Annotated in this window: 9 protein-coding genes; 6 read left to right on the top strand and 3 right to left on the bottom strand. The window is 66.1% G+C overall.

Annotated elements, in window-relative coordinates:
- Positions 1 to 66: 66 nt before the first annotated feature.
- Positions 67 to 948, bottom strand: a complete 882-nt coding sequence (locus G6N42_RS09980) for a helix-turn-helix domain-containing protein (RefSeq protein WP_163729213.1) — start codon at positions 946 to 948, stop codon at positions 67 to 69.
- A 91-nt stretch (positions 949 to 1,039) separates the two neighbouring features.
- On the opposite strand from G6N42_RS09980, the gene G6N42_RS09975 reads away from it, so the two are divergent.
- Entirely contained in the window at positions 1,040 to 2,470 is a 1,431-nt protein-coding gene (locus G6N42_RS09975; protein WP_163729211.1) for an HNH endonuclease signature motif containing protein, read from the top strand.
- Here the strand turns inward: G6N42_RS09975 and G6N42_RS09970 are convergent.
- Both G6N42_RS09970 and G6N42_RS09965 read right to left on the bottom strand, forming a co-directional pair.
- A complete protein-coding gene (locus tag G6N42_RS09970; RefSeq protein ID WP_163729209.1) occupies positions 2,467 to 3,924 on the bottom strand; it encodes a flavin-containing monooxygenase in 1,458 nt (485 codons plus the stop codon). The genes G6N42_RS09975 and G6N42_RS09970 overlap by 4 nt on opposite strands.
- Entirely contained in the window at positions 3,921 to 4,736 is an 816-nt protein-coding gene (locus G6N42_RS09965) for an SDR family oxidoreductase (RefSeq protein ID WP_163729207.1), read from the bottom strand. The genes G6N42_RS09970 and G6N42_RS09965 overlap by 4 nt, the downstream gene beginning before the upstream one ends.
- Positions 4,737 to 4,817: 81 nt before the next feature.
- Between G6N42_RS09965 and G6N42_RS09960 the strand changes: the two genes are divergently transcribed.
- The 5 genes from G6N42_RS09960 to G6N42_RS09940 all read left to right on the top strand — a co-directional run bounded on the left by G6N42_RS09960 (position 4,818) and on the right by G6N42_RS09940 (position 12,383).
- Entirely contained in the window at positions 4,818 to 5,387 is a 570-nt protein-coding gene (locus tag G6N42_RS09960; protein WP_197905577.1) for a TetR/AcrR family transcriptional regulator, read from the top strand.
- Between the two features lie 32 nt (positions 5,388 to 5,419).
- Positions 5,420 to 5,833, top strand: coding sequence for an NINE protein (locus tag G6N42_RS09955; protein WP_163729203.1), 414 nt, complete (start codon positions 5,420 to 5,422; stop codon positions 5,831 to 5,833).
- Positions 5,823 to 6,242, top strand: coding sequence for a DUF2752 domain-containing protein (locus G6N42_RS09950; RefSeq protein WP_163729201.1), 420 nt, complete (start codon positions 5,823 to 5,825; stop codon positions 6,240 to 6,242). The genes G6N42_RS09955 and G6N42_RS09950 overlap by 11 nt, the downstream gene beginning before the upstream one ends.
- 86 nt (positions 6,243 to 6,328) lie before the next feature.
- Positions 6,329 to 10,882: a glutamate synthase large subunit gene (gene gltB, locus G6N42_RS09945; protein ID WP_163729199.1), complete on the top strand. Its 4,554-nt coding sequence runs from the start codon at positions 6,329 to 6,331 to the stop codon at positions 10,880 to 10,882.
- Entirely contained in the window at positions 10,875 to 12,383 is a 1,509-nt protein-coding gene (locus G6N42_RS09940; RefSeq protein ID WP_163729197.1) for a glutamate synthase subunit beta, read from the top strand. Before gltB ends, G6N42_RS09940 begins: the two co-directional genes overlap by 8 nt.
- The last annotated feature ends 12 nt before the right edge of the window (positions 12,384 to 12,395 follow it).

Here is a 12,395-nt window from a genome sequence, read left to right as displayed (position 1 = left end):
CGATGACGTTGTCCTCGGCGTCAAGGACCTCCATTTCGCCGCGGTCGACTCGCAGGTCGGTGAGGTTCAAGATGCGGGGGCTTCCTCGACGGCCAACCGAATGCAGTGCACGGCGTCGCGGCCGCGGCTGGTGGGCGTGACGGTGATGGCCAGGCAGTATTTGGTGACGTAGTCGATGACGGCACTAATTCGCCAGATCCCGCCGTGGGCGGTCTCGAACTCGGAGAAGTCGGTCTGCCACACCCGGTTGCGCTCAGTCGGCGGATCGTGAAATACCCGGCGGCGCAACGCAGCCCAAGACTTTCGATCGGCCCGAAAGCCCTGGGGTAACAGCAGGCCACGCCGCCGCAGCGCGCGTTGCACCGACGAGTTGGTTACGTCGTGACCATCAGCGCGCATCAGTGCGGCGATCTTGCGGTAGCCCCAGGCCGGCCACGCCTCGGCGTACTTCGCCGCGATCGCTTCGATCCGGTCGACGACCGGCGCCGGCCAAGGCCCCTTGGCCGGGTCACCAGCGCGCAGTCGGCCAGCCGGCGGCGATAGGTCCGCTCGGCGATGCCGGCCAATGGCGCGAACCTCGAAACCGGCAGACCTGCTGCTTCTCTTAGGGTTTCGAGGTCCTGGAAGGACCTGATCGGCCAAAGCTGCACCGCGCTGCCAGATCCGCAGCTGCACCGTGGCTTCGGCCAGCGCGAGTTTGAGCTGCTCGTTTTCCATCCGCAGCCGACGCTGCTCAGGGCTACCCGCGCCATGCGCGGCGCCGCTGGGCACCTCCTGCAAGCGTTGGGCCCCAGCCTCAAGGAACTGATGCTTCCACTTCGTCACCTGAGTCGAGGCCACCCCACACCGCCGGGCCGCCTCAGCACAGGTCATCTCACCGGCTAGAACAGCCAGCACCAACCGGGTCTTCTCCTCGGCAGCAATCTTTGTTCGTCGCGATCTGACCATGACCCACTCAACCTCCTCAACATCAGCCGCGTATGCACAACGCGACCCTGCCAAGAAGTTTGAGTCAGTGGATGTCGATAGAATCAAACGTATGTTCGAGGGCATGTCGGATGGGGATCTCATCGACGTGATGGGTGAGTCCACCCGCTATGAGTCGACGTGTATGGCGGAGCGATTGTTGGCGGTCGCCGAGCTTTACGTCCGCAATCAAGGCGCGTTGGCCGACCTTGATTGGTGCGTGGTTGATAACTGTGCCGCTACGGCCGCTGACGTGTCGGCCGTGCAGAACATCAGTCACTCCCGCGCGGTCGGGCAGGTCCAGTTCGCGTGTGTGCTGGCGCATCGGTTGCCCGCCGTGGCCAAGGTGTTCCTGCGCGGCACCATCGATTACCGCATGGTGTCGACGATCATCAACCGTACCGACAATGTCGAGGATGCGTTGATGCCGGAGTTGGACGAGGCGATCGCGCGGCATTGCGAGAAGTGGATGAAGCTGTCGAAGAACAAGCTGCGGGATCGGGTGGACCAGTGGGTGGCCAAGTTCGACCCCGCCGGCGTTCGCGTTCCACCCAAGGTCGACGAGAACCGGTACTTCGAGGTGGACGAGGCCGGTCCGGGAATGGCGTTTGCCTCCGGTCATGTCCGTGCCGCCGACGGGGCGGCACTCAATGCGCGGTTGGATGCGTTGGCCGCCACGGTGTGTGAACACGATCCGCGCAGCCAGAACCAGCGTCGCGCGGATGCCACTGGGGCTTTGTCCCGGATGGAAGCCACCCTGGCATGTGAATGTGGACGCGAGGATTGCCCAGCGGCAGCAGCACAGGCCGACGCCAAGAGCGCTGCGGCCACAGCAGTCATCCATGTGCTCGCCGAACAAGCGACGATCGATGGAACCAGCGATAAGCCGGGGTATCTGCGCGGGTTCGGAATCTTGCCCGCCGAATCCGTCCGCACGCTGGCCAAGACCGCCACACTCAAGCCGCTCACAGTGCCCAGCGGTGAGGCGCCCGATCCCGGATATCGGCCCTCGGCGAAGACCAAGGAATTCCTGGCGTGGCGTGACTTGACGTGCCGCTGGCCGGGCTGCGACAAGCCGGTCGAGAAGTCCGATGTCGATCACACGGTGCCGTACCCATTGGGTTCGACGCATCCGTCGAACACCAAGCACTACTGCCGGATCCACCATCTGCTCAAGACATTCTGCGGGTGGACCGACCGGCAGTTGCCCGACGGCACGATCCTGCTGACGTCCCCGACCGGGCACACCTACACCAGCGAAGCGCTCGGCGCGGCGATGTTTCCCGCCTTGGCCCGGCCGACCGGCGAACTCGACTTGCCGCCCTATGTGGTCGATCAGAACCCGGACCGAATGGCAATGATGCCGCGGCGTAAACAAACCCGCGCCCAGGACCGCCAAGACCGCATCAACGCCGAACGACGTGAACGCACCGAACTCATCGCCGAAGAAGAACGACAACACCAAGCCTGGCTCGCCGCCAACTACCAGCCACCACCCTTCTAGCCGGAAGTGGTGATGTGAAAGTCGCGATCGTCGGGTCGGCTCAGCATGGCGGTCATCGTCTTGCGGTCGTATGGCCACAGGTCGACGTTGCCCTCGTCGGTGAGATACCAAGAGTTGCAACCGGTATTCCACACGGTGGGCCCCAACGCGGCAGTGACGTCGTCGTTGAACTTCGCGGTGGCTTCCTCGGTCACCTCGACGGTGTCGATCTCGCCATCGCGGAACTTCCGCAGCCAATGCGTGATGTAGCGGGCCGTCAGCTCCGACGAATACTGCAGGGACACCGAACCCGTCGGGGAGTTCGGGCCAAGAACCGTAAAGAGATTGGGGAAACCAGGGATCGCCGTCATCCGATAAGCCCGCGGCCCCTTGGCCCACGCGTCGTCGATCGAGATGCCGTCGCGCCCGCGCAGGGTCATCGGGCGCATGTAGTTGTGCGCCTCGAATCCCGTGGCCAACACCAGCAGGTCGACGTCGATCTCACGGCCGTCCTCTAGCCGAATGCCCTGCGGCGTCACCCGCTCGATCGGCGTGGTGACCAGCTCCGCGTTCCCCGCACGGATCGCGCGATAGTACGAACTCGACACGACCTGCCGTTTGCAGAAGGGCTGGTAGTCCGGCGTGAGACTGTCACGCAGTTCGCGATCGCGAATCTGGATGCGCAGGCACAGTCGCGCGTAACTCTGTGCCAGTCGGCGCTGCACGGTCGGTCGCAGCGCGATGTCGGTCAAAATGCCTGAGCCCCTGAGCAATGCGCCGTAGAGCCGACGATGCACCGCGGGCGTCCGTCGCAGCAACGAGCCCACCACCGTCGGCTGGGACAGCCCCATCGGCGCCCAGATCACCCACTGCGGGGTCCGCACGAAGTGTGTGATGTGGCCGGCGCCGGCCTGAAGTGCAGACACGATCTGCACCCCGGTCGAGCCGTTGCCGATGACGGCGATCCGTCGCCCATCAGTGACCACACCGTCGTCCCACCGCGCGGTGTGGACGACGTCGCCCGTAAAACTCTCCAGGCCGGGAATGTCGGGTGTGAACGGGTGATGGAGCACACCGGTCGCCGATATCACAAAGTCTGCTTCCAACTCCGCACCATCGGAAGTCGTTACTCGCCAGGATGATCCGGTGAACACCGCAGACCGAACTTCCGAATCGAGCCTGAGGTGTCGGTCGATCCCGAACTGGTCGACGACGTCGTGAAGGTAACGCTGAATCTCCTCACCGGGTGCGAACAGCCCCGACCAGTCCGGCTTCGGCGCGAACGAGAACTGGTACAGCTGCGACGGGACATCGCAGGTGAGGCCGGGATAGCGGTTCCAGTGCCACACGCCGCCGACGTCGGAACCCTTCTCCAGGATCGTGAAGTCGTGGAAACCGGCCCGCTGCAACGTCACCGCGGTGGCGATGCCCGCAATGCCCGCGCCGATGATGACAACCCGAGGTTCGCGCGTCATTGGCGGGCCTGCGCTGCGATCGTCTGCTCATAGGCGGCGCGGACATCGTCCTGCACCGACGTCAGCGCCCTGCGATCCCCGATCAGCTTGCGGCCCAGGCGCATCACCGGCTCCGGTGCCGTCGCATTCACCAGATCCCATCCCGCCAGATACCGGGGCACGGTGATTTCGGCGCGCCGACTGCGGACACTGCCGACAATCGCACGTGCGACGTCAGCGGCGTCGACCGTCGGCATCCCGTGGCCGAGTGGCACGCCCGACGCGAGCCGCGTCCGCACCGCACTCGGCAGCACCGCGCTCACGCTGACACCGGTACTCCGGTATTCCTCTCGGACCGCAGCGGACAGCCCTACGGCCGCGAACTTGCTGGCGTTGTAGACCGCCAATCCCGGGACGACCAGCTTGCCTGCCATCGACGCCACGTTGACCACATGTCCTCGGCCGCGCTCGATCATGTGCGGCATGACGGCTCTCATGCCCTGAATCAGGCCCCACACGTTCACATCGAGCGTCGTTCTGCTGATCGCGTCGTTCTCGGAGAGGAAGTCGCCCAGCGGCATCACGCCGGCGTTGTTGATGAGGATGTCGATGCGGCCGTATCGGTCCATCACCGTGCCGACGAAAGCCCCGAACGATTCGCGCGAGGTGACGTCGACGACGAGTGCGTCGGCCGCGTCCGCCGGGTCGAGGTCCCCGACGCATACCACTGCGCCACGCGCGGCGAAGAGATCGGCGGTCGCCTTGCCGATTCCGCGGGCTCCGCCCGTCACGGCGACGACGGCGCCGCGCAGCGCGATCTTGGGATAGGGCATACCGTGCTCCCTCCATTAAGAAACCGACGGTATCCAGAGTCCAAAAGTATGTCAATGCGGTACGATGGCGCCGTGCCTCGGATGACTCGCGCCGAAAGCCAGGCCCAGACCAGGATGCAGCTGCTCAAGACCGCCAGGCAGCTCTTCTTCGAGGACGGCTATCACCCGACATCGCTGGAAAAGGTCGCCGACGCCGCGGGTTTCTCGAAGGGCGCGGTCTACTCGAACTTCCGGAACAAGGACGAGCTGTGCATCGCCGTGCTCGACGAGGTCCGCGGAGAGCGTCTCGGCGAGATTCTCGACATCATGGCCAAGCCGGAGGCCGCCTCCCGCGTCGAGGGACTGCAGGCGTGGGCCGAGCGCGTCATCGGCGATCCGGCCTGGACGTCCTTGGAAGTCGAGTTCGCTGCACACGCCCGTCACAACGAGCAGCTGCGCAACGAACTCGCGTCTCGACTCAACGGCATACTCCAAATGCTCACCGGGGCAGCAGAATCCGCTGGCAGCACTACGCCGGCACTGCCAGGCGGCGAAACGGCCACCGTGATGCTTGCGCTCGGAGTCGGCCTCGGATTGCTTCGCTCCATCGACCCGTCGCTGCCGGTAGACGGTCTCGCCGACGTCCTTCAGCTCGTGAGTGGCCAAACCTGAAGTAATGGCCGTGTTTCTGGCATGCTGTGGGCATGACTGAGCCGCAGTTCGGTGGCAACGAATATGGAAGCCAGCCGACGCCGCCGCCCCCGCCGCAGCCTGGCTACCCACCGCCGCCGCAGGCTGGCTATCCGCCGCCGGGCGGCCAGTATCCGCAGGCCTACATGGACCCGAGCGCGCCCTTCGGCAGGCACCCGATGACCGGTGAGCCCTACTCCGACAAATCCAAGGTCGTCGCGGGGCTGCTGCAGCTGCTCGGTCTCTTCGGGCTCGTGGGCATCGGCCGCATGTACATCGGCCAGACCGGGCTCGGCGTCGCCCAGCTGATCGTCGGCCTGGTGACCTGCGGTATCGGCGCCGTGATCTGGGGGATCATCGACGCGATCCTCATGCTGACCGACAAGGTGCGCGATCCGCAGGGCCGACCGTTGCGCGATGGCACCTGATACGACCAGCACGACCCCCAACCGCGGGCGGCTCTACACCGCCCTCGGCACGGGTGCCGCGGCGGTGGGTGCGCTGGCCTACATCGGCATCGCCGACCCCCACCGGCCGAACTTTCTGTTCCCCGGATGCCCCTTCCAGGCGGCGACGGGTCTGTTCTGTCCGGGCTGCGGCGGCCTGCGCATGGTCCACGACGTCCTGAACGGCGACCTGTCCGCTGCCGTCGTCGACAACGTCGTCGCCTTGATCGGCTTGCCGCTTCTGCTGATATGGGTCCTGCTGCGGCGCCAAAGTGGACGCCCATGGCTGACGCCGGTCTCCGGCGCCGTCATCGTCGTGGTCGCCGTCGCGTGGACCGTGGTACGGAATCTCCCCGGATTCCCGCTGGTACCGACGCTTCTCGACGGGTAACAAGCGCGCTGCGCTGATACAATCGGACTTCGGGCCGGTGCAGTCCCGGGACATGATTTCCCACGACTGCGGAGGGTTTTTCCTCGATGCTCTACTCGGCATTTCCCGAGCCCCAGGGGCTCTACGACCCGAATAACGAGTCTGACTCCTGCGGTGTCGCCATGATCACCGACATCCAAGGCCGCCGGTCGCACGCCATCGTCGTCGACGGACTGGTCGCCCTGGAACATCTCGAACACCGTGGCGCCGCGGGCGCCGAACCCAACAGCGGCGACGGTGCGGGCATCCTCATCCAGCTGCCCGTCGAACTGCTGCGCGAGGTCGTCGACTTCGAGCTGCCGACGCCGACGGCCGGAGGCGCCAACACCTTCGCCGCCGGCATCTGTTTCCTGCCGCAGGATGCCGCCGACAGGGCCGCCGCACGCGCCGACGTCGAAGCCATCGCCGCCGAAGAGGGGCTCACCGTGCTCGGCTGGCGTGAGGTCCCCACCGATCCGGACGGAGCCGAGGTCGGGGCGACGGCGCTCGGCTGTATGCCGCACATGGAGCAGCTGTTCGTCGCCTCGCCGCAGCACCTCGGTGGGATCGATCTCGACCGTCACGTCTACCCGCTGCGCAAGCGCGCCGAGCGCAACGGCGTGTACTTTCCTTCGCTGTCCAGCCGCACCATGGTGTACAAGGGCATGCTCACCACAATGCAACTGCCCCAATACTTTCCGGATCTGCACGACAAACGGTGCTGCAGCGCGATCGCGATTGTGCACAGCCGGTTTTCGACGAACACGTTCCCGTCCTGGCCGCTGGCGCATCCCTTCCGCTTCGTCGCGCACAACGGTGAGATCAACACCGTGCGCGGCAACCGCAACCGGATGCACGCGCGCGAGGCGATGCTCGCCAGCGCCAAGATTCCAGGTGACCTGTCCCGGCTCTCACCGATCTGCACACCCGGGGCCTCCGATTCGGCGTCGTTCGACGAAGTCCTCGAACTCCTGCATCTGGGTGGGCGCACCCTGCCCCACGCCGTGCTCATGATGATCCCCGAGGCGTGGGAGAACAACACCACCATGGAGCCCGCCGAGCGGGCGTTCTGGCAGTTCCACGCGTCCCTGATGGAGCCGTGGGACGGGCCCGCGTGCGTCACGTTCACCGACGGCACGCTCGTCGGAGCTGTGTTGGACCGCAACGGTTTACGACCAGGACGCTGGTGGCGCACCCTGGATGACCGCCTCATCCTCGCCAGTGAGAGCGGTGTGCTCGACGTGCCGTCCGCGCACATCGTCGCCAAAGGCCGGCTGCAGCCCGGCAAGATGCTCCTCATCGACACCGCCGCCGGCCGCATCGTGGGCGACGACGAGATCAAGGAATCCCTCGCCGGGCAGGAGCCCTACGGCGAGTGGTTGCACTCCGGACTGCTCGACATCAAGACCCTTGCCGACCGCGTCCGTTTCCAGCCGAACCACGAAACCGTCGTGCGCAGGCAGATCGCCTTCGGCTACACCGAAGAAGACCTGCGCATTCTGCTCAGCCCGATGGCCGCCTCGGGCGCTGAGCCGTTGGGCTCCATGGGCACCGACACTCCGACTGCCGTGCTGTCGCAGCGGTCCCGGCTGCTCTACGACTACTTCGTCGAACTCTTCGCGCAGGTGACCAACCCGCCGTTGGACGCGATCCGCGAGGAGGTCGTCACGTCGATGGCCCGCGTCATGGGGCCGGAGCAGAACCTCCTCGAGCCGACCGCGGCGTCGTGCCGCCAGATCGTGCTGCGGTGGCCGGTTCTCGACAACGACGAGCTCAACAAGATCGTTCACATCAACGACGACGGCGAATACGGCGGGCTGAGGACCGCGGTCCTCAAGGCGCTCTACGACGTCGAGCGCGGCGGTGACGGCCTGGCCGACGCGCTGGAGGACCTGCGCCTTCGGGCATGTGACGCCATCGCCAAAGGTGCGCGCACCCTGGTCATCTCCGACCGCGACTCCGACCACACGAGGGCGCCGATACCGTCGTTGCTCGCGGTCTCGGCCGTCCACCATCACCTCGTCCGCACAAAGCAGCGCACGACGGTCGCCCTGGTGGTGGAGAGCGGAGACGCCCGCGAGGTTCACCACATCGCGATGCTCATCGGTTTCGGCGCCGCCGCGGTCAATCCGTATCTGGCGTTCGAGTCGATCGAAGACCTCGTCCGTGAAGGTGAGCTCACCGGCATCGAACCCGCTGCGGCGGTGCGTAACTACCTCAAGGCCCTCGGCAAGGGCGTCATGAAGGTGATGAGCAAGATGGGCATCTCGACCGTCGCCTCCTATACCGCGGCGCAGGCTTTCGAGGCGGTCGGCATCGACAAGCACGTCATCGATCAGTACTTCACCGGTACGCCCAGCCAACTCGGCGGTGTCGGATTGGACGTGCTCGCCGAGGAAGTCAAGGTCCGGCATCGGCGTGCGTATCCGGAGAACCCGACCGAGCGGGTGCACCGGCGGCTCGAGGTCGGCGGTGAATACGCGTTCCGCCGCGAGGGCGAACTGCACCTGTTCACCCCGGAAGTGGTGTTCCTGCTGCAGCATTCGACCCGCACCGGTCGCCACGACATCTTCAAACAGTATTCCGATGAGGTGAACCGCCTCTCCAGGGAAGGCGGCACGCTGCGTGGTCTGTTCAGTTTCAAGAAGCTGAGGCCCCCGGTGCCGCTGGACGAGGTCGAATCGGTCGACTCCATCGTCACCCGATTCAACACCGGCGCGATGAGCTACGGCTCCATCTCCGCGGAAGCGCACGAGACCATGGCCATCGCCATGAACAACCTCGGTGGCCGCTCCAACTCAGGTGAGGGCGGCGAGGACACCGACCGCCTCTATGACCCCCGGCGTCGCAGCGCCGTGAAACAGGTCGCCTCGGGCCGGTTCGGCGTCACCAGCGACTATTTGGTCAACGGCACCGATATCCAGATCAAGATGGCACAGGGCGCCAAACCCGGCGAGGGCGGACAACTCCCGGGTTACAAGGTGTATCCGAACATCGCGAAGACGCGGCACTCGACACCGGGAGTCGGGTTGATCTCGCCGCCGCCGCACCACGACATCTACTCGATCGAGGACCTGGCTCAGCTGATCCACGATCTCAAGAACGCCAACGCCGACGCCCGCATCCACGTCAAGCTCGTCAGTAGCGTCGGCGTGGGCACGGTCGCGGCGGGTGTCTCCAAGGCGCACGCAGACGTGGTGCTGATCTCCGGGTATGACGGCGGCACCGGTGCCGCGCCGCTCACGAGCCTCAAGCATGCGGGCATGCCGTGGGAGATCGGGTTGGCCGATACCCAGCAGACGCTGATGCTCAACGGTCTGCGCGACCGCATCACCGTGCAGTGCGACGGTGGAATGCGCACCGCGCGTGATGTCGTTGTCGCGGCGCTGCTCGGCGCCGAGGAATACGGGTTCGCCACTGCACCGCTTGTGGTTTCGGGCTGCATCATGATGCGGGTCTGTCATCTCGACACCTGCCCGGTGGGCGTCGCGACCCAGAACCCCGAGCTGCGGGCGCGATTCAACGGCAAGCCGGAGTTCGTCGAGAACTATTTCCGGTTCATCGCCGAGGACATCCGTCGCTACCTCGCCGAACTCGGTTTCCGCAGTATCGACGAGGCGGTGGGTCATGCCGAGATGCTGGACACCGACGAAGGCGTCGCCCATTGGAAGAGCAAGGGTCTGGACCTGGCGCCGGTGTTCGCGGTCGCCCGCGGGCGGGATGGTGGGGAAGACACGGAGCCGAGCGGAGCGCGCCGCCGCATCAGGGGGCAGGAGCACGGCCTCGAACAAGCGTTGGACCGCACGATCATCCAGCTCGCCGAGGGTGCGCTGGAAGACGCGCATCCGGTCCGGCTCGAACTGCCGGTGCGTAACGTCAACCGCACCGTCGGCACGCTGCTCGGGTCCGAGGTCACCCGACGCTATGGCGCCGCGGGCCTGCCCGACAACACGATTCACATCACGTTGACCGGCTCCGCGGGACAGTCCGTCGGGGCCTTCCTGCCGCCGGGTATCACGCTGGAGCTGATCGGCGACGCCAACGACTACGTGGGCAAGGGGCTGTCCGGCGGACGGGTCGTCGTCAGGCCGCCGGACGACGTGCTTTTCCTGCCCGAGGACAACGTCATCGCGGGCAATACCCTGCTGTTCGGCGCCACGTCGGGCGAACTGTATCTGCGCGGCCGGGTCGGCGAGCGGTTCGCCGCGCGCAACTCCGGGGCGCTGACCGTCGTGGAGGGTGTCGGCGACCACGCCTGCGAGTACATGACGGGCGGCCGGGTGGTCGTCCTCGGCAAGACGGGCCGCAACACGGCGGCCGGCATGTCCGGCGGCATAGCGTTCGTGCTCGGGCTCGACCCGAAGAAGGTCAACACCGAGATGGTCGAGCTGCAGCGGCTCGAACCCGAGGATCTGACCTGGTTGCGGGACGTCATCGCCACTCACGCCAAGTACACCGGAAGCACGCTGGCCGCCAGTGTGCTGTCCGACTGGCCAAGGCGCAGTGCGCAGTTCACCAAGGTGATGCCCCGCGACTATCAACGGGTCTTGGAGGCCACCTTGGTCGCCAAACGCGAGGGCCGCGATGTCGACACCGCGATCATGGAGGCGAGCCGTGGCTGATCCGACAGGATTTCTCAGGGTCCCCAAGGTCGAAGCCGCGAAGCGGGCGGTCGACGAACGCGTCGGTGACTGGCGCGAGGTCTATGAACAACAGGATCCGCACCAGCGCGCGGGTGAGGTCTCTCAGCAGGCCCGCCGATGCATGGACTGCGGAATCCCGTTCTGCCACTCTGGAAGTGCGGGCTGCCCGTTGGGCAACCTCATCCCGGAATGGAATGACCTGGTGCGGCGCGGCCGCTGGGACGCGGCGAGTGACCGTCTGCACGCGACGAACAACTTCCCGGAGTTCACCGGACGGCTGTGCCCGGCGCCGTGCGAAGCGGCGTGTGTCCTCTCCATCGGAGAGGAGCAGACGGGCGGCAGCGTCACGATCAAGCGCATCGAACAGACCATCGCCGACCAGGCCTGGATGGACGGCGTCGTCGAACCTCAGCCCGCGGCCATCGCGACGGGTAGGCGAGTGGCTGTCGTCGGATCGGGTCCCGCCGGACTCGCTGCGGCACAACAGCTCACACGTGCCGGTCACGATGTCACCGTGTACGAGCGTGACGACCGGATCGGCGGTTTGATGCGCTACGGCATTCCGGAATACAAGCTCGAGAAGGCCACGCTGAACCAGCGGCTGGCCCAGATGCGGGCGGAGGGAACGCGGTTCGTCACCGAGTGTGAAGTCGGTGTCGACGTGCCCGTCGAGCGCCTGCGGGCCCAGTACGACGCTGTGGTGCTGGCGGTCGGCGCGCTGCGGGCACGCGACAGCGACGCGCAGGGCCGATCGCTCAAGGGCGTGCACCTGGCGATGGACCATTTGGTGCCCGCGAACAAGGAGTGCGAAGGCGACGGTCCGAGCCCGGTCTCCGCCGAGGGCAAGCACGTCGTGATCATCGGCGGCGGTGACACCGGCGCGGACTGCCTGGGCACCGCCCATCGTCAGGGGGCGAAGTCCGTGACCCAGCTGGACTACAACCCGGAGCCGCCGGAGTCGCGCGACGAGTCACGCTCGCCGTGGCCGATGTGGCCGGTCGTGCTGCGCACCCGCCTTTCGCCTGCACACGCCGAAGGTGGCGACCGCCGGTACGAAGTGGCGGTTCAACGCTTCCTCGGTGACGACCAGGGGAATCTGCGTGCCATCGAGATCGCGGAGGTGAAGGTCGAACGGGACGCCGAGGGACGTCGGGTGATCACGCCCGTCGGTGACTCGTTGGAACTTCCGTGTGAGTTGGCCCTGCTGGCGATCGGCTTCGACGGTGTCGAGCACATGCCGCTGCTGGACGGGCTCGGTCTCGAACTCAACCGTCGCGGAGCGCTGCCCTGCGGATCGGACTGGCAGACAGACGCGCCCGGAGTGTTCGTATGTGGCGATGCTCACCGTGGTGCCTCACTGATCGTGTGGGCCATTGCCGAAGGCCGCAGCGCCGCTCATGCCGTGGACAAATACCTGATGGGGGAGTCGGATCTGCCCGCACCGGTGATCCCGGGCGCAGTGCCTCTGGCCAGCCTGTAGCCGGTGTCTGAA

Origin of the sequence: Mycobacterium gallinarum (assembly GCF_010726765.1) — a bacterium.
Lineage (GTDB): Bacteria > Actinomycetota > Actinomycetes > Mycobacteriales > Mycobacteriaceae > Mycobacterium > Mycobacterium gallinarum.
The sequence above is the reverse complement of the archived record's forward strand: the minus strand, read 5'-3'. Positions and strand labels throughout refer to the sequence as shown.